Genomic DNA, 17,964 nt, shown 5'->3' on the forward strand with positions numbered 1-17,964 from the left:
CGGAACCGCAGTGGTCCGGGGACTCCCGGGAGCGTCCGGAAAACCGGTTATAAATTTTGTCATTCAACTTTTGAAATCTCGGCATAAGGAGTTTGAAAAATCATGGAAGCAGTAGAATGCATTAAAGGGCGCCGCAGCATCCGGGACTATACCGGCCGCGACATTACGAGGGAAACTCTGGAGGAAATAGTGGAAACGGCATCCTATGCCCCGTCCTGGAAAAACTCCCAGACCGTTTCCTATATTGCTGTCAAGAATCCGGAAATCAAGGAAAGAATTGCCCGGGAAGGCATGATGTCCTTTGTCCCCAATCAGCACCGGGTGCTGGAGTGCAATACCCTGATGGCAGTGCTTACCGAGAACGGGATTTCGGGATATAACGCTGACGGTTCTGCCACCACCACCAAGGGATCCCACTGGCAGTCGTTCGATGCCGGCATTGCCGCTGAGGCGCTGTGTATGGCAGCGCACGCCCTGAATGTGGGGTCGGTGATTCTGGGAATCTATGATGAGGCAGCAGTGGCCGGAATTCTGAATACTGACCTGAAGAGATACAGCATCTCGGCTCTCATTGCCATGGGCTACAGCGATTCCCGGCCCCGGGCTCCGGGCCGGAAGAGCGTGCCGGAGCTTCTGACGGTGCGGGAATAGTGAGGATCCTGTCTCCGGCCGGTTCTGTTTCGGGCGGTCCGGAGCGTGCAAAAGGCAGCAGTATCAGGCCTACTCCTCGCTATTCACACCGCATCTTTTCAGGAGGTATTTCTTGGCCAGATCTGCCGGAATGACAGTGGCGGCCAGAAGAAGCGTCACCGTCCATTCCTGCAGTGTCAGTCCCTGGCAGTTCATAATCCGTCCCAGCATTTCGCTGTAGGTGCCGCTTTCGGTCATCAGAATCTGGGTTGCCGCGATGACGCTCATAACCGCGAAGAACAGCCGGTTTTCCGTGATGTGATCCAGAAGATTCATGCTGTCGGTACGGGCATTCAGGGCGTTGAAGACCGTGCTGAAGATGAAAAAGGTGAAGAATGCCGTGCCTGTAAGAGCGGAGTTTTCGGGATCGAACCCCAGAAGGGCCTGAAAGCCCGCCGAGTTCAGGAGCAGAAGTCCGATAAGACAGATCCAGACGGCACTGGTACCTACCGAGGCCAGCATGTAGCGGTTTATCAGCTGTCCCTGGCGTTTCCGGGGCGCGGCTTTAAGATAGCGGGGCAGGGCCGGCTCGCCGCCCAGCGCCAGGGCTGCCAGGGTGTCCATGATCAGGTTGATCCAGAGGATCTGCACGATGTTCAGGGGGACAGCGCGGCCCATAAGCGGCATGACTACCGAAATAAACACGGCGGCGGCATTCACCGTAAGCTGAAACACGATGAATTTTCTGATGCTGCTGAAAATGGTCCTGCCGTACAGCACAGCTTCCCTGATAGAGGCGAAGTTGTCATCCAGAATAACGATTTCCGAAGCCTCCTTGGCCACCTCGGTTCCGGAGCCCATGGCAAACCCCACATCCGCCTTTTTAAGTGCCGGGGAATCGTTGACCCCGTCGCCGGTCATGCCGGTAACCAGGTCCAGGCTCTTGGCTATTTCCACCAGCCGGGACTTATCCTCCGGAAGAGCCCGGGAGATGACCCGGAGCCGGGGCAGACATTCCCGGATGGCGTCATCTGAAAGGCTGGCCAGCTCGTCGGAGCTAAGTACGAGATCCTCCCCCTGCTGCAGGAGTCCCGCCTCCCCGGCAATGGCCATGGCGGTTTCCCGGCGGTCTCCGGTAATCATGACTACGGAAATCCCCGCCTCCCGCACTTCGGAAATGGCTGTCCGGGCCTCGGGGCGCACTTCGTCCCGGATGCCGACAACCGCAATCAGGATCAGATCTCCTTCCGGCGCAGTTCTGCCGTCGGGGGAGGCCGCCAGGGTTTCTGCCAGAAGAAGCACCCGCACGGCCTTTGCTGCAAGATCATTAAGGAGCTTCTGTATTGGCCCGGGGGCACAGGGAATCCGGTTCCCGGCATTATCCAGGGCCAGGCGGCAGCGGGGCAGGAGAATCTCCGGAGCCCCCTTGAGAAGACAGCGGCCGTCTGTCAGCACGGCTCCGGAGTATTTTACAGAGCTGGAGAAGGGGATTCTGGTTTTTGTGCTTCCGGAAAGCGGGGGCTCCCGGAGTGCGGCAGCGGCCTCCAGCAGTGTCCGGTCGGTGGCGTTGCTGCCCGCGGCCCGGAATCCGGAGGCGGTGTTTCCGGTGAGAACCGCCTGATTGTTGAGCTCCAGTCCCTCTCTTACGGCCTTCTGATAGCCCGCGGTCATGTCGGAGAGCTTCCGGAAGCTCTGGCACTGTCCGTTCCAGAAGCCGATAACCTCCGGTTTTCCGCAGGTAATGGTGCCGGTCTTGTCCGAGAAGAGGATGTTCAGGGAACCGGCGGTTTCGATGCCGCTTACCTTGCGGGTGAGTACCTGCCTTTTCAGCATTTTTCCCATATTAAGCGCTGTGACGATGGCGATCATCAGGGGGAGTCCCTCGGGAACCGCCATCACAATAATGACCACGGCAAACATGAGACCGTGCAGGGCATCGCTCCAGAAGTTGGCGATGCCGGTATGCTCTCGCACAAAATCCGACCACGGGAGCTCAAAATATTCTTCCATGGGGATTCCGGCGTTCAGGCCCGCATGGAGAAGGTAGGCCAGCATTACCAGAATGCCGCCGGCATATCCGAAGATGCTGATGTATCCGGCCAGCCGGCGGAGCTTTACCTTAAGGGGCGTGTCCCGTTCGATGCCGGAGCGGAGACCGGCGGCAATGGTGCCATAAACGGTGCGGTCGCCTACGGCGGTGATTTTCATAACCGCCTCGCCGGAGGTGATGACGGATCCCCGGAATACCAGGTGCGGACTGAAGAGATCCCTGCCCGTGGCAGGTTCCTCCGGGGCTCCGTCATGGGCAGGGAGCGCGGTTTTCCGGACCTCCTCTGATTCTCCGTTCAGCTGGGACTGATCCGCATCCGCTTCGCCGTACAGGAGATAGCCGTCCGCCGGAATGCGATCTCCGGTCTGAAGCAGCACTTCGTCCCCGTATACCAGTTCATCGACAGGTATTTCCGTCACCCGCCCGTCGCGATAGACCCGGCTCTGGATTCTGGAGGCCTCCTCCTGAAGCTTCTGGAAGGCGGTATCGTTTTTGTACTCCGAAAAAGCGGAGATCAGGGCTGCCAGCAGCACGGCGATGGCGATTCCCAGAGATTCATACCATTCTGACTGGCCAAAAAGGCAGAAAACCAGATTAACTGTCAGCGCCACCAGGAGAATTCTGATGATGGGATCCGCAAAGTTCTCACGGAGCATCTCAAAAAACGAAATGTGCCCGTTATCGGCAAAGGTGTTTCTGCCGTAACGGGCCCGGGATTCCCGAACCTCCTGTTCCGTAAGTCCCCTGAATTGCATAATGCCTCCTGAAAGCAGTGCGGGCGGTAAGAATTCCCGGAAATTCCGGAAAAATTTTATAGCAGCGGGTTATATCACAAAAACGGCCGGGACGGAACGAAGATCTCCGGATCCCGGGCCGGCAGGCTGCGGCATGGGAACCGCGGCTCTGATATGAAAAACCCCGGAGCCGTGCTCCGGGGTTCCTGCAGAGGCACCGCCCCGTTCCGGCGGTTATTTTCCTTTCAGAAGGGCATGCAGGGTGGCGCCGCCCTCCAGCACGATGCTGTGGTAGCCGTTGCATCTCAGAATTCCCGCGGCGTTCCAGGCCCGGACCCCCATGCCGCAGATAACGATTACCGGCTTGTCCTTCGGGATTTCGTTCATCCGGTCGCGGAGCTGGGCCAGAGGAATGTTGACCGCCTCGGGAATACGGTACTTGAAGAGCTCCTCCCGGTTCCGGACGTCCAGAACAAAGTAGTCCTTCTTGTCCAGCGTCAGGTAGGCGGTGAGGGAAATGTATTCGCCCAGTCCCAGCACCTGGTTTTCAGCGGTAAAGCCCAGCATGTTGATATTGCTCTTGGCACTGCCGTACTGCGGCGAATAGGCCAGATCGATATTGGCCAGATCGCTGAAGGTGCCCCGGAGGGCGATCACTGTGGCCAGAGTGTTAATGGCATCGGAAACCCCGGCCCGGCCGCAGGCCTCAGCGCCGATGAGGGTGCCCCGCTTCTTGTCGAAGATGCCCCGGATAAATATCAGCCGGGAGCCGGGATACCAGTTCACATGGGAGCTCTGAATCACAAAGGAGGTGAAGTAGTCCTTTCCGGCAACCAGTCCCTTCTGCCGGAGTTCGTTTTCGGAAGCTCCTGAGAACGCATAGGTCTCGTCAAAGACCCTGATAATGGCAGAGCCGGAGGTTCCGGTGAATTCGGCGGAATTGCGGGGCAGAATCCCGAGGCTCCGGGCGATGCTGTCCGCTGCTCTGCGGCCGCCGCGGGCTGCCGGTCCGGCCAGGGGGCTCCAGGTGAGCTCGTCGGAGTAGTTTTTCAGGATCACGGCATTGTCGCCGGCGGCATAAACTCCCGGAATATTGGTTTCCATGCGGCAGTTGGTGATCACGGCGCCGTTGGGAGCCTTCTCAATGCCGGAGCCTTCCAGGAATCCGGTGGCGGGCTTTACGCCGAGAGCCAGTACCACAAAGCGGAACTTCTGCTTTCTGGAATCGTCGGTAAACTCGGTTTCAATGAAGTCATCCGGGGTGAGAGTGAAGCTCCTGACACCGACACCGACACGGACATTAATGGCGTGTCTCCGGAGATTTCTTTCCAGAAGTCCCGAAAACTCTCCGTCCAGATTCTGCAGGAGCTGTCCGCGGAGCTCCACAAGAGTTACCCGGAAACCCTTGTGGCTGAGGTTTTCGGCCGCCTCAATGCCGATGAAGCCGCCGCCGACAATAAGAACGTCATAAAAATGATCGTCGCTGGTGATGGAGGGGATCTCCTCATGAATGCTGTCCACGTCCGGCAGGGTGCGCAGATTGTAGATGTGGGGGAGACTGATGCCGGAGATCTGCTCGGGTCTGACAGCGGCCGCTCCGGAGGCAATAATCAGGCTGTCATATTTTTCCTCCAGGGTTTCTCCGGTCTGATGATTCAGGACGGCCACCACCTTTTTGTCGGGAGAAACACTGATGGCCTCACATTCGGTTTTAACCTGGGCCCGGTACCGTTCAGAGAACACCCGCGGAGGAATAATCACCAGATTCTGCCGGAGCGGGACCTCGCCGCCCAGATAGTAGGCCAGACCGCAGGAGGCGTAGGAGATGTCCTTGCCCTTTTCGAGAATGACAATTTCCTCCTGCTCGGAAAGCCGCCGCAGCCTGGCAGCTGCCGCAGCACCGGCTGCGGAACCGCCGATAATCACTGTTTTGTGTGCCATAACCAGTACCTCTGATGTTGTTCCAAACGCGCCACGGGCGCCGCTGTATGGATTCCTCGCCAGGAGTCTAGAAGTTCTCCGCAAAGGTGAGGGTCATTATTCCGTAGTATACGGACTCAGCCTGATAGCTGCTGACATCCGTTCCGACACTGATAATCATTTGGTTTCCCCAGTCCCGGAGCTTTTCCAGGGAATCCTGGGCTCTTTGGGGGATTCTGGTGAACACGGGAGTGCCGTCTTTTTCGGAGATGAGGGGGAAGCCGTTTTCCTGAAAGCTTTTCACGATTTCTACCAGATAAAAAACCGGTCCGTCTCCGAAGGACTTCTGAAAGCCGAAGGTGCGGCGGAGCTCGTCATGAATAAAGCGCTCCAGATCTCCGGCGTCGCTGTCCTGATATTCAATTTCGTTGGTTTCGGCCTTTACAGAGAGACAGACCAGGGAAACAATCACCTCATTTATGCTGACCTGAAGCATCTGTTCCCGGTAGCTCTGGATATGATCCGCCAGATTCTGAAAGTCGGAGAGCCGGTGTTCCTGGAGGACGCCGGTCTTCAGGGTGCGGACATAGCTTTCCTCGTAAAGCCGGAAGATTTCGCGGTGAATTTCATAGCCGTCCGGCCATATCATTCTGGTCAGGGTTATCAGTCTGTCGGGAATGTCTGATCTTTTCATACTGTGAAGCCGGGCTAAAGCATTTTCTTCCTGAAAGTGCCGCCTCCGTTCCTGAAGCCGCATCGTGCGGTTCCTGAGAATTCCTGTTAGCACGATAACAGAATTCGGGCTTATTTCAGAGTTAAACCGTGTTTTTGATTGTGATTTTGCTGAGCCGCGGGCATTTTTGCGGAAAAACAGGCAAAACGATCACAGCCGTGAGACAGGGGCCGGCAGTTTTGAGACTGTACGGGGCCGGATTAGAGTCCGGCGAGGATCTGCCGCTGCAGATCCGGCACTGTCGGAAAGTCCGGAAGACTGAGACAGCTTATGACGGAGCCGTCATCAGGATCCCGGAAGCTGAGAAAGGCAGCGTGGAGGAGCAGCCGGTGCGGGAGCCCCCGGGAGTTCTCCTGCTCCGTTTCGCCTTCGGGGTTTCCGTAGATCCGGTCTCCGAGAATCGGATGCCCGGTTTCCCTGAGATGCGTCCGGAGCTGATGGGTTCTCCCGGTTTCCGGATACAGGAGAACCAGAGTCCGCCCCCGGGGACCGGGGGCGGAAGCGGCATTTTCCGGCGGTTCTCTTTTCAGAACCCGGCAGAAGGTCAGGGCGGGTTTCCCGGAGACGTAATCCACCTTCTGTACCGGAGCGGACAGCAGGGCGGAGCGTTCCAGATCCTTTGCCAGGGGAAAGTCCATGGCCATGAAGTCGTGCTGCACGATTCCCGAAACCCAGGCCGCGTATATTTTGATGGGATGCCGTTCCCGGAAGCCTGCTGTCAGTGCAGCGGCGGTTTTCCGGTCGCCGGAGAACAGCACGATGCCGGAGGTGGCGAGATCCAGCCGGTGGACCGGATTGGCATCGGGGAGGATCTCCTTCATTCTGGTGGTCAGGGAATCCCGCTCCCGCTGCCCCGGAACGGTAAGAAGCCCCGCGGGCTTTATGGCGGCAATGATGGCGCCTTTCCGGAAAAGTATGGCGGGACGTCCTGCGGGGGGCTGGTATTTCAGGGGGGATTCGGTCATGGTGTGCTCCTTCCGGAGATTGTATCAGCTTCGGAAGGTTTTTCCCAATTCAGAAAGGTCTCTCCCCCGGGACTGACTGCTGCTTCCGGTAACAGCGGGGCCTCCTGCAGACAGGGGCCGGCGGTCCGGACTGCGGGCCATTCCGAAATTTTCTGAAAATACAATCAGAGATAATGTGATCCTGGTCAAATAAAATCTGTATCTTATTGTGTGCAAGGTATGGTAATATCAGCCAGTCAGAGCGAGATCACCTGAAACGGCATCCTGTGAATTTATTTCCGGGACTGCTGTTTACGGTACCGGAATCTGATGATCCGGCAGCTTCTGATTTGAATGTGCTTACAGGCACCGCGGGTTTTCGGGTGCGGCACGTTTGATTTTTTTTGACACAATAAGGGATTTATATGAAGAAGTTGATGATCGCCGCTGCAGCATTTTTAATGTCTGCTACCGCTATGGCTGACTGGGCTGTTGTTGAGCAGTCTGATGACGGTTACGTATTTGAGGAAAGCAATCTCGGTGTACGCATGGCCACCTTCAAGGTTGCTCCCAGCGACGGTACCGACATTGGCCAGGCTGCTGCCGGCATTGCCAGCGAAAAGGGCTGTCAGGCTCCTACCCAGACCACTGTAGGCGGCTATCCTGGATATCATTTCGTTTGCCCGGACAATGTTCAGGCTATCCTCATTGATGACAAGGAAGACATCAGCCTGATTATGGGCAAGTGCGACTCCGAAGAGCAGTGCGCTGCCATCGACAGCCTCATTACCATGCTCACCAAGAAGCAGTAATGGGCCTGTTTGCAGGAATGTCCGAAAGGCGTTCCTGGCAGAAAGAAGAAGGGTGTCTGAGGGCACTCTTTTTTTTGCCGCTGATTACCGGGGGAAGCGCTGGCCGGAGTCCGGCCGCCGGACAATCTGAGAAGGAGGGCGGATTTCCCGCAGGGGAGGCCTCATGTTTGAGAATTGCCTCAATTTTACAGGACTTCCCCCTGAGCCGCAGGAAACCATGGTGTAAAATCCGGAACCGGATGATTTTCCCGGAAGGAGAAGGGTGTTATGACAGTGCACAGCAATCTTAACCAGTTATTTGCCATTAAAAAAACTACGGCCCTGATTCTGGCCGGGGGGCGCGGTTCCCGGCTGAGAGAGCTTACCGATGTCAGGGCGAAACCCGCGGTGCATTTTGGCGGCAAGTTCCGGATTATTGACTTTGCCCTGTCGAACTGTCTTAACTCCGGCATAAGAAAGATGGGGATCATGACCCAGTACAAATCCGATTCTCTTTTGACACATGTTCAGGACGGCTGGTCATTTCTGAACAACAATCATCTGGGGGAGTTTGTGCGGGTACTTCCGGCGCAGCAGAGAATAGACGAGGTGCACTGGTATCTGGGAACTGCCGATGCCGTTTATCAGAATCTGGATATCCTGCGTTCCTACGATGACGAGTATATTCTGATCCTGTCCGGGGATCATGTGTACAAGATGGATTATTCCCTGATGCTGATGGATCACATTAAGAGCATAAGCCCCTGTTCCATAGCCTGTATTGAGGTTCCCCGGGAGAATGCCTCCGCTTTCGGGTGCATGCAGGTGGACGAGGACGGGCTTGTCACGGATTTTATTGAGAAGCCGGAGAATCCTCCGGCAGTACCGGGGAAACCCGATAAGACTCTGATATCCATGGGAATCTACGTCTTTGAGAAGGAATTTCTGTACCGGCTTCTGGAGGAGGATCATGCAGAAGCCGGCTCCTCTCATGATTTCGGAAAGGACATTATTCCCAAAATCGTGAAGAAGGGGCTGGTTCATGCCCATAACTATGAGGTGAGCTGTGTCCGGAACCGTACCAAAAAGCAGCACTGCTACTGGCGGGATGTGGGGACCGTGGACAGCTTCTGGGTGGCCAACATGGATCTGACCCGGGAATATCCGGATCTGGATATCTATGATCCCTCCTGGCCGATCTGGACCAGCACCAAGCAGCTGCCGCCGGCCAAGTTTATCCGGGATTCCCGGGGCACCCGCACCATTACCGAAAACTCCGTGATTGCGGCCGGCAGCGTGATTTTCGGATCGGAGGTGGCGGACTCGGTGCTGTTCAGCCATGTGACAGTGGAGCCGGAATGCTGTCTCGAGAAGGTGGTGCTGTTTCCCATGGTGACCGTGAACCGGGGCTGCCATATCAGAAAGGCCATTATCGAAAGGAAATGCGAGATTCCTGCAAATTTCAGGATCGGGTTCGATCCGGAGCAGGACCGCCGGTATTTTTATGTTTCTCCCGGAGGCGTGGTGCTGGTAACCCGGGCCATGCTGGCTGCGCTGAGAGAGGACCGTCCGGATCTGTTTTAGCGGCCGGGAGGCCAGGGCGCATTTTCACGGAAACCGGCACTGGTTCCGGCACGAATCCAGAGGAGCTGTCGTTTATCGTCCCGATAAAGGTCTATAATGAGTGCTGTTAAAACAATTTCGGACTATCAGGATACGACAATGCGGAAAACTCTCACAGTGGCTGCGGCCAGCATCAACACGGTTCCTCTGGCAGTTAAGGACAATACGGCGCTTATTCTTGAGGCCTACCGGGAAGCAGCAGCCCGGGGGGCGGATCTGGTGCTGACACCGGAGCTGGGCATTACGGGCTACGGTCTTGAGGATATGTTCTACGTTTCCTCGTCTATGGAAAAAATCCCCGAGACGGTAAAGGCCCTGTCCCGGGAGGTGCTTCCGGATACCTATCTTGCGGTGGGCTTTCCGTTTCTGATCCAAGGAGGCCAGCTCTACAATGCGGTGGCGCTTCTTACCCATGACCGGGTGCTGGGCATTGTTCTCAAGCAGCATCTGGCCCGTACCGGCATTCACTACGAGCCCCGCTGGTTTTCTCCCTGGCAGCACGGCGCAGTTGTCAGCATGGACTTTGCGGGGGAGCGGGTCAGTGTGGGGGACCTGGTATTTGTAATTGACGGAGTGCGCATCGGCTTTGAGATCTGCGAGGATTCCTGGGTGGCCAACCGTCCGGGAAGATCCCTTTCCAGACGGCTCTGCGATGTGATTCTCAATCCTTCGGCCTCTCATTTTGCTATCGGGAAGCGGCAGGAGCGGGTTACCTTTGTTACCGACGGCTCCCGGGCCTTCGGGGCAGTTTATGTCTATGCCAACCTCCTGGGCTGCGAGTCCGGACGGGCGGTGTATGACGGCGATCTTATCATTGCTTCGGGCGGACGGCTTTTGGGCCTGAGTGATCGGCTGAGCTTCGCCCCCTGGAAAATTCTTGCAGCCAACTGCGATCTCCGGGTGAACCGGCAGATAAGAGAGCAGTCCAGCATGCTTCTCAGTGTTCAGGATTCCTGCGGGGACGGGGTCCTGTTCACCGGTCTGAGATTCCGTCCGGAGGATCCCTCCCGGCCGCTTTCCCCCGAGGTGCCCCTGGTTCCCGAAAATGATCTGGAAACCTCAGCCCGGGTGGTGGCTCTGGGGCTCTGGGACTGGATGCGCAAAACCCGTACCGGCGGCTTTGCACTCAGCCTGTCGGGCGGAGCGGACTCCGCTCTCTGTGCCGCGATGGTGTACTTTGCACAGATTCAGGCTCTGGCCACGCTGGGAGATGCGGCATACCTGAAGGTTCTGGCTTCCTGCGGGATCCGGGCCAATCCCCGCACTGAGGGGCAGCAGTCTGCTGATTATGTCAGAACGGAGATTATGCCCAAGGTGCTCCTGACTCTGTATCAGGGCTCGGACTATTCCGGAGACGTTACCTTTAACGCTGCCCGGGGACTGGCCTCCGAAATCGGAGCCTGGCATCACAGCTGGTCTATTTCTGCGCTGGTAAAGGAGTATATCCGGCTCTGCGATGCTCTTACTCCGGACAATCCGCTCTCCTGGGAGAAGGACGATCTGGCGCTCCAGAACATTCAGGCCCGGGTACGCTCCCCGGGGATCTGGCTTCTGGCCAACCGCTACAACCGGCTCCTTATCGCCACCTCCAATCTTTCGGAGGCTTCGGTGGGCTACTGCACCATGGACGGTGACACCTCCGGGGTGATTTCTCCTATCGGGGGCATCGGGAAGTCCCGGATCCTGAAAATCAACCGCTATCTTCTGGAGGAGGGGCTTCTGATTCAGGACAGCGGCACCGGCGACCCCGACAGACTCCGGATAGCGGCCATGGCAGCCATTGTGGCGCAGGCCCCCACTGCGGAGCTCCGTCCGGTGGAACAGACCGATGAGAAGGATCTCATGCCTTATCCGCTTCTGGATGAGATCCGGAGACTGTTCCAGGTTACGCATTTCTCACCCGTGGAGGTATTTACGGAGCTTCTCAGATCAGCTTTTGCAGAGACCATGTCCCCGCAGCAGCTTCTGGATGCGGTACGGCGCTACTGCCGGCTTTACACCCGCAACCAGTGGAAGCGGGAACGGCTGGCCACCGGCTTCCATGTGGAGGGGGACAGTGCCGATTCCCGGACCTACCGGCGGTTCCCGGTGCTGTCATCGGCTCTGGCGGAGGAGCTGGAGGAGCTTGGCAAATATGCCGCCGGCATGGGGCTTTCATAATGGCAGGAAGAAAATTCCGGGGCCGTAAAGCGCTGTTTTTTGCGGCCATTCTGGCGGGCGGGATACAGCTGTCGGGCTGCGGTCTGGCAGCGATGGCCATAATTTCCCGGGATACCCCGATCAGCGAAAAGCGCGAGCTCCGGGCTCAGGCACTGGGCTATCAGGTCTTTATGGAGGCGCGTTCCGGGGAAAGTGCGGCCAGTGTGCGCCCCTGCGGACGGATTTCTGAATTCGGAAGCGGGCACTGTCTTCCTCTGTACGACATCAATGCGGTGCATACTCCGGAGTTTTCGCTGCTGGAAATCCGCACCGGACTTAATCTGGACCGCTTTTCTGAAAACCTGCCGCCGCATCGGAAACAGGGCTCCCTTCCGGAATATGGTTCAGTAATCCGCATCTTCATTTATCCTGCACAGGGGATCTATACCTTTCAGGGGCGGACTATGGATTCCGGGGGGCAAAAGGTGGCAGAACGGGGATTTTCTGCAGCGGATCCCGGGACGGTCTTCGGGAGCCTGGGCGGGAACCTCGGTCTTCCCTGGCTTAATCTTCTGGACTACCTGGCCGGACTCAGAGCGGACGAATGTGCTCCGGTATCCTTCCGGGAGGAGCAGGATTTCCGCCTGACTGCGGAGTGCGGCTTCCGGGCCGCCGGGCATTCCGGAACGTTCAGGTACCGGGTGCTGGAATGGACGTCGTTTGATCAGGGGCTGTATTTTCCGAAAGAGTTTTCGGTTGCGGGAGATTCCGGAATGCCTGTTCTGGTAACGGTCAGAGGGGCCCGCGAGCTTTTTCGGGAACAGCGGGAGCGGGGGCTCAGTGCCGCCGAAGAGGCTGCCCGGGAGATTACAGAACGGATTTCCCGGGGCGAACTCCCCCAGGTCCGGGATGCGGCAAGGGCTCGGGAGCTTGTCCGGGAGCTTTAGCATGGATCCGGCAGCGGAATTCCGGGACCGAACTCTTTGGTAACCGGAAGTTCCAGGTGGTTAAATCGGCTTCTGTGCCGGCCTGATTAGACCTTCCATTTCTTAAAAGCTGTATTCAGACACAGCACTTCGCACACAGTAACACAGTACACAAAGGCTCCAGAGCGGCTGTCTCCAGACTGTAACAAAACAATGGTGCCACTCTTCTGCTGTCACCTTCGATCCCCCCGGCTGCGGGGGATTTCTTCAGAATACCATCCCGTGAGTGCTTCTGCCGAGCTTTTGGAAGACAGCCCCAAATCATTTTTCATAGCGAGTGAAACTACAAAGCTGGGGGATACCCTCTGTCAATTACACTTCCTGAGTCTGCCTCTACTGATATTTCTCCTTATATTTCTCCTGTTCTTTGCGGACAGAAGCTTGCGTTTTTGTGTTTATGTCTCCGGTTCCTGGCAGTAATCCTGTTCCTTCCGTCAGGAATCCTGCGGGAGGGGATGGCCATGGCCTTCAGAGAAATATCCCGGATGTTTGGAAGGGGATAAGGACGGGGAAAATGAAAATGCCGGGCATGAGTTCTCAAAAGAAAATTCCGTAAGCGCAGGTAATTACTAAAAGCGGGAAACTCAGTTTTTGACATGAAAGAAATCAATACTGCACGCACCGCAAAAGGTTAATACCTTTACAGTTACGGAAAGGTTCGCGGGAGTGTGTTTGAACGCTTCACTAAGGTTTAATGCCGCGAAAGGGTTGGTCCCTTTGCGGCGATGACCTTTTGAGGACGATCCGGAGCTGCCGGGAGTAGTTTCAATACCGCGAAAGGGCAGGCCCCTTTGCGGCGGTCTGGAACTGGCCGGGCATGGAAAAGACCTTTGAGTTTCAATACCGCGAAAGGGTTGACCCCTTTGCGGCTCCTCGGACGATTTTGGATTTTTACTTCTCGTTTCTGGTTTCAATACCGCGAAAGGGTTGGCCCCTTTGCGGCTGACATCTTCGAGGTGTACGTTTTCGCCGCTTATTCGTTTCAATACCGCGAAAGGGTTGGCCCCTTTGCGGCTCCTCCGTTCGGGGGCCATTATGTCACAAAGGCCCAACCGGTGTCAAAAATACATCACATCCTGACAGTGTTCCAGTTAGATCTTTGTTACATAAAATTCTACCACTTTTTCAAAAAACCGATCCCCTAAAAAGGAGAATATTACCTGGGTGCCCGATCTCCATCACAAAAAACTGAAATGCGGTACATCATTTAAGATCCTTAGACTCATTTTTTAAGTAATAGTTTTTATTCTTTTAGCTAACGCATATTTGCGGCCAATTACAAGACCTGGATCCGACTGTTAATTTTATATCCTGCAGGTTGCTTATATCATTAGTCTGTGTAACAGGTTACATATCCGCATTATTAAGACTTTTATCTGCTTATAGTCTGTAAGAAAGTAATCCTGAGTTCAGGCTGCAATGTTACCCGGTGCCTTCTTCCGCCGGCCTCCGGCACTGTTATAGGGGAATTCTCCAGAAACCTAAATTTTTGCAGCTTTAAAATGCTGTTTTGAGGAGCCTTTCCGCCAGGTGGCTTCCGGATAACGTTACTGCCGGACCGGAAACTTACATATCATGAGTGCATGAAAAACTGCTGTCCGTACCTCTATTGTAAAGAATGACCTTCCGGGCCGGGAGAATAATTGCTGTCCTTCGCCTGAAACTTTGGAGGAGGTCACCAGAATTCCCGGACAGCGTATTCTGCTTTCGGGGGGCCTGGAGCCTCAGAACAGCAGGCGGTGATAAGCCCCGGATTTGGGTGCTGATTTACTGCCGGTGCCGTTTCTGTTTCTGTACAGCTGAGGTTTATCTCCCGTAAAGCCTGTTTCTGACTGAGGCTCTTTTCGGCTGAGGGGAGTTCTGATTGGGGCTGTTTCCTGCTCCAGAAATACTTTTCTGGCAGTAGCTCCTGGAATAATGGGGAGTAGCATCCGTCTGACCTGTACCAATGACGGAGCTCCGTATTGCCAGTGTCTTTTGCGGGCTGGTTCGGTGCCGGAGTTTATGCTTTTTTTCCTGATTATCCGGGGACCTTTGGCCGTTTCCCTGGTTCTGGCTATGACAGCCCGTATTTTTCGATTTATTTTTTTGATTTCGGACGGTCAGTTTTTTTATCTCCAATCCCTTATATCCGGAGCTCACATCTCCTGTCAGGTGCGGAAAACCCGCGTTCAGATCTGAGACATCCTGGCCCGTGCCGGTGGAATTTGGACAGGATCGCAAAACCCGGTCCCCCCATTACGAAAGCATTTTCAAAAGTATTCGCAATTCTTTAAAGTGGTCAGAAATCTTGCTGTTACCAGACTCAGGAGGTAATACCCATGCTATACGGTGTTAAAGGGATCGGTTTGTCTCTATCTTTATCTTTGTTTCTGGCGCTTACCCCCGGGCTGGCCGCTGCTGCGGTGATTCATGAGAAGAACGCCACCGTCTATACCGGAAACTTTGCGGTTACCGAAAAGACTGCCGCTATGGCAGTGCAGTCCCCGGAGGAGAATCTCGGAATGCTCGGGGATTATGCCGTGGTTTCCGGAACGAAGAATCCCCATCACCTGGCCTATGTCAGAAAGAATAATGGACAGGGCTACCTTATTCTGGATCGTGTCTATGTCAAATGCGCCCGCAGAGCTTCCTGCGAGATCCCGGAGGAGTACCGCGCCGTGAAGCTGTCCTCCCGGCTTTACGAGGTGCCGGTAGCCGACTATGAAGCCTGGAAAACCGTGCCTGCGGAGCTTAGGAGGCTTCCCGGCGTTATTAGGGTTTCAGCAGTCTATGACTACGGCTTTAAGCCGGATCTGAAGTAGGGCAGGGGCCTGATTAAACCCACCCGGGCTTCATAGAGAACAGGGGTACAGATTATGAACATGAAGAGATTCAGCCTAACCAGAAATACCGCCGCGGTCACTGCCGTCATCCTGGCAGGAGCCCTGCTGACGGGCTGCGGCGGCTCCCGGTCCGGGAGTTCCTCCGGTGCTAATGTCGTGCTGGAATTCAGGGACGGCGATTATATTACCGGAAAACCCTACCGGGTAACTGCAGACAGAAGCCTCAGGGATATCAGCTGCGAATACGGTGTTATCTCAAAGGTGCATCCCGTAACAGCGGAGGCTGCCGGAGAAAACGAGTGGTTCTATGTCCTCCCGGAGGAGTACTTTTCTTCCTACGATCTGGACTATGACCGAGAAAAGGCCTACACCGAGAGCTGCCGGGTTACCCTGACTGACGGCACGGCTGCAGAAGCAGAAACGGAGCTTGCCATCACCGATCCCCTGACAGCGGATCAGTGGCATCTCTGCAATATTGGCCAGAATCCCTACGGCGTAACTCAGGCTCCGGTCAGGGGGATTGATCTTAACGTGATTCCCGCCTGGCGTACCATTCTGGAGGGGCGGAAGGAGCAGCTTGACGGCAGCGGCGTTTTAGTGGCGGTTCATGATATCCCGGCAGATATTAATCATGAGGATCTCCGGGAGCGGATTTTCGATCCTGGAATTCCCGGAAGCGGGGATCTTATTAACACCGGACTCTCACTGGAGGATCTTAAGGAGTTCCCGGCGGCCATCCATGGTTCCGGGGTGGCCGGAATCATCGCCGCTTCCGGCATGAACGGCCGGGGAGGGCGCGGCATAGCCTTCAGGGCCAGTATGGTCTCCATTAAGCTGGATCTCGCGGCTGAAGCCCGTTCTCTGGGATATATGCTTCGCATGCCCGGTCTTAGCATTGTGAACGCCAGCTGGGGGAGAGATCTGGAGACCTTTAGCCAGCCGGAACAGGAAGACCTTTACGAGGCTCTTTATGAAAGGAACATTGCCGTTATTCATGCCCAGGGCAATGAGTTTCTTGCCGGGTATGACGAAAATAGAAAGCCCTATTCCAGCAGTATCTGCACGGAGCTGCAGCTTGACTGCGAGTTCAAGCAGACTACTCAGATATCCCGGGATCCGTTTGTTATCAATGTGGGGGCCCTGAATTCGCTGGGTGTTAAGTCATCATACGGATCCACCGGAGCGAATCTCTGGGTGACCGGCTTTGGCGGCGAGAAGGGCGGTAAAAAGGATTCTGACGCTGAAACCAGTGCGGCCATTGTTACCACCAGCGGTCAGTATGATCCCCGGGACTGGAATGATCCGGATGCCCAGACCCCCTGGAGAAGCCCTGACAACTGGTATTACACCAATGTCATGAACGGTACGTCTTCAGCGGCTCCCACGGTTTCCGGCGCGGTCGCACTGGCTTATCAGGCCATGCCGGATATGACGGTATCCCAGCTCCGCTATCTTCTGGCCACTACCTCCCGCAACGACAGCGTTATGCCCTCCCTGGCGCTGACCGTGCAGGAGACGGCATCCGACCGCAGCTATGGCGAACCCGTGGTTTACGACTACGGCTGGCAGGACAATGCCGCCGGCTTCAGATTCTCCAGCCATTACGGCTTCGGAGTGGCGGATGCCGCCGCTCTGGTGAAGGGAGCACTTGCCTGCGGCAGCGATCCGGTCTGCGCCGGGCTTAAGGAGCTTCCCGAGGTATACGTATCCGGAAATTCCCATCCCTGCGTGTTCACCGATGACACTGAAAGAAACATTACCTGCACCTTCTCTGATTTCCGGGATCCGGAAGATCCGGAGTCTGTGCTCGGCAGCGCATCTCTCGTGGTGGATGCCATAACCTATGAGGTTTCCGGGATAACCTATCTTTCTGAGGGTATTAGGGATTTCTGCAAGCTCGCAGCCTCTCCGGAGGATGAAGATGAAACGGAGCATAACAGGCAAAGGAAGCAGGCCGTATTCGAGGCCAATCTCCTGCTCCAGATCCTGGCGGAATCCCCGGCAGGAACAAAATCTCTGATAAAGCCCCTCTATGCCAACTGGGATTTCAAATCCGGCTTCAGAATCCCGGGGAGTGACTATAGCAATCCCGGATCCCCGCTGTCTCCGCTCAGGCTTGCCACCTCCGCCTTCTACCGGGAAATTCTGAAGGAGGATCCCGAAAAGCACTGGACGCTGAGCCTGAAGAGTCCCTGCAGGCTGGATCTGGATGCGCTGAACAGCAGCATGCAGCTTATGGTCTACGGCCGCAAAGAGCAGTGATGACGCACCTGTCCTATCCTCTTTCAGCGGGGGAACAGCTATTGACAGCGTCCTGATGATCATCCGTCAGATGCGGGAGGCTTTAATGAATAAAAAATATTTTTTATGAAAACGTTTTTTGAGTTTTTTGCACTAGGATGATCATTTTTCGGATAAAAGCGGAGCAGAGCCGGGGAAATTTTGCACCGTCGCGGAACTTTGTTTTATAAACGTTCAACAATAATTGAAATTAATTATTATTTTTTGCGAAAAAACTTGATCTCTGTCTGACTTTTGATAGAATGACAGCGTTCGGTTTAGCAGAGACTAACAATTATCACGATCCTC

11 protein-coding genes are annotated in these 17,964 nt (G+C 55.6%); 7 read left to right on the top strand and 4 right to left on the bottom strand.

Annotation, left to right across the window (positions count from 1 at the left end; genetic code table 11):
- The first annotated feature begins 102 nt into the window (after positions 1–102).
- The gene (locus tag F557_RS0111560) at positions 103–651 is read left to right on the top strand and encodes a nitroreductase family protein (RefSeq protein WP_019002381.1); all 549 of its coding nucleotides are present in this window, start codon (positions 103–105) and stop codon (positions 649–651) included.
- A 69-nt stretch (positions 652–720) separates the two neighbouring features.
- Here F557_RS0111560 and F557_RS0111565 read toward each other — a convergent pair whose 3' ends face one another.
- The 4 genes from F557_RS0111565 to F557_RS19785 all read right to left on the bottom strand — a co-directional run bounded on the left by F557_RS0111565 (position 721) and on the right by F557_RS19785 (position 7,032).
- Positions 721–3,435: a calcium-translocating P-type ATPase, PMCA-type gene (locus F557_RS0111565; protein WP_019002382.1), complete on the bottom strand. Its 2,715-nt coding sequence runs from the start codon at positions 3,433–3,435 to the stop codon at positions 721–723.
- Between the two features lie 213 nt (positions 3,436–3,648).
- Positions 3,649–5,355: an FAD-dependent oxidoreductase gene (locus tag F557_RS19780; RefSeq protein ID WP_019002384.1), complete on the bottom strand. Its 1,707-nt coding sequence runs from the start codon at positions 5,353–5,355 to the stop codon at positions 3,649–3,651.
- 67 nt (positions 5,356–5,422) lie between these two features.
- The gene (locus F557_RS0111580) at positions 5,423–6,028 is read right to left on the bottom strand and encodes a hypothetical protein (RefSeq protein WP_157617862.1); all 606 of its coding nucleotides are present in this window, start codon (positions 6,026–6,028) and stop codon (positions 5,423–5,425) included.
- 239 nt (positions 6,029–6,267) lie between these two features.
- Positions 6,268–7,032 carry an RluA family pseudouridine synthase gene (locus tag F557_RS19785; protein ID WP_019002386.1) on the bottom strand — a complete coding sequence of 255 codons (765 nt, stop codon included), beginning with the start codon at positions 7,030–7,032 and terminating at the stop codon, positions 6,268–6,270.
- A gap of 404 nt (positions 7,033–7,436) precedes the next feature.
- Here F557_RS19785 and F557_RS0111600 point away from each other — a divergent pair, with 404 nt between their 5' ends.
- The 6 genes from F557_RS0111600 (at position 7,437) to F557_RS0111650 (ending at position 17,637) form a co-directional block, all read left to right on the top strand.
- Positions 7,437–7,823 carry a hypothetical protein gene (locus tag F557_RS0111600; protein WP_019002389.1) on the top strand — a complete coding sequence of 129 codons (387 nt, stop codon included), beginning with the start codon at positions 7,437–7,439 and terminating at the stop codon, positions 7,821–7,823.
- Positions 7,824–8,090: 267 nt separating this feature from the next.
- Positions 8,091–9,386 (top strand): glucose-1-phosphate adenylyltransferase, encoded by a 1,296-nt coding sequence (gene glgC, locus F557_RS0111610; protein ID WP_019002391.1) that lies wholly within the window; start codon positions 8,091–8,093, stop codon positions 9,384–9,386.
- A gap of 138 nt (positions 9,387–9,524) precedes the next feature.
- Positions 9,525–11,585 carry an NAD(+) synthase gene (nadE, locus tag F557_RS0111615; RefSeq protein ID WP_019002392.1) on the top strand — a complete coding sequence of 687 codons (2,061 nt, stop codon included), beginning with the start codon at positions 9,525–9,527 and terminating at the stop codon, positions 11,583–11,585.
- Entirely contained in the window at positions 11,585–12,511 is a 927-nt protein-coding gene (locus F557_RS0111620) for a hypothetical protein (RefSeq protein ID WP_019002393.1), read from the top strand. Before nadE ends, F557_RS0111620 begins: the two co-directional genes overlap by 1 nt.
- Positions 12,512–14,871: 2,360 nt before the next feature.
- Positions 14,872–15,354, top strand: coding sequence for a hypothetical protein (locus F557_RS0111645; RefSeq protein ID WP_157617863.1), 483 nt, complete (start codon positions 14,872–14,874; stop codon positions 15,352–15,354).
- A gap of 54 nt (positions 15,355–15,408) precedes the next feature.
- On the top strand, positions 15,409–17,637 hold the full coding sequence (locus tag F557_RS0111650; protein ID WP_019002399.1) for a S8 family serine peptidase: 2,229 nt from the start codon (positions 15,409–15,411) through the stop codon (positions 17,635–17,637).
- Positions 17,638–17,964 lie beyond the last annotated feature (327 nt).

It is taken from the genome of Succinimonas amylolytica DSM 2873 (assembly GCF_000378405.1).
In the GTDB taxonomy this organism is placed as follows: Bacteria; Pseudomonadota; Gammaproteobacteria; order Enterobacterales; family Succinivibrionaceae; genus Succinimonas; species Succinimonas amylolytica.

Excerpts from the sequence above, each read along its gene's own strand:
- F557_RS0111565 (WP_019002382.1), bottom strand. The coding sequence starts at position 3,435 with ATGCAATTCAGGGGACTTACGGAACAGGAGGTTCGGGAATCCCGGGCC.
- F557_RS0111600 (WP_019002389.1), top strand. The coding sequence starts at position 7,437 with ATGAAGAAGTTGATGATCGCCGCTGCAGCATTTTTAATGTCTGCTACC.
- F557_RS19785 (WP_019002386.1), bottom strand. The coding sequence starts at position 7,032 with ATGACCGAATCCCCCCTGAAATACCAGCCCCCCGCAGGACGTCCCGCC.
- F557_RS0111645 (WP_157617863.1), top strand. The coding sequence starts at position 14,872 with ATGCTATACGGTGTTAAAGGGATCGGTTTGTCTCTATCTTTATCTTTG.
- F557_RS0111620 (WP_019002393.1), top strand. The coding sequence starts at position 11,585 with ATGGCAGGAAGAAAATTCCGGGGCCGTAAAGCGCTGTTTTTTGCGGCC.
- F557_RS19780 (WP_019002384.1), bottom strand. The coding sequence starts at position 5,355 with ATGGCACACAAAACAGTGATTATCGGCGGTTCCGCAGCCGGTGCTGCG.
- F557_RS0111560 (WP_019002381.1), top strand. The coding sequence starts at position 103 with ATGGAAGCAGTAGAATGCATTAAAGGGCGCCGCAGCATCCGGGACTAT.
- nadE (WP_019002392.1), top strand. The coding sequence starts at position 9,525 with ATGCGGAAAACTCTCACAGTGGCTGCGGCCAGCATCAACACGGTTCCT.
- F557_RS0111650 (WP_019002399.1), top strand. The coding sequence starts at position 15,409 with ATGAACATGAAGAGATTCAGCCTAACCAGAAATACCGCCGCGGTCACT.
- glgC (WP_019002391.1), top strand. The coding sequence starts at position 8,091 with ATGACAGTGCACAGCAATCTTAACCAGTTATTTGCCATTAAAAAAACT.
- F557_RS0111580 (WP_157617862.1), bottom strand. The coding sequence starts at position 6,028 with ATGAAAAGATCAGACATTCCCGACAGACTGATAACCCTGACCAGAATG.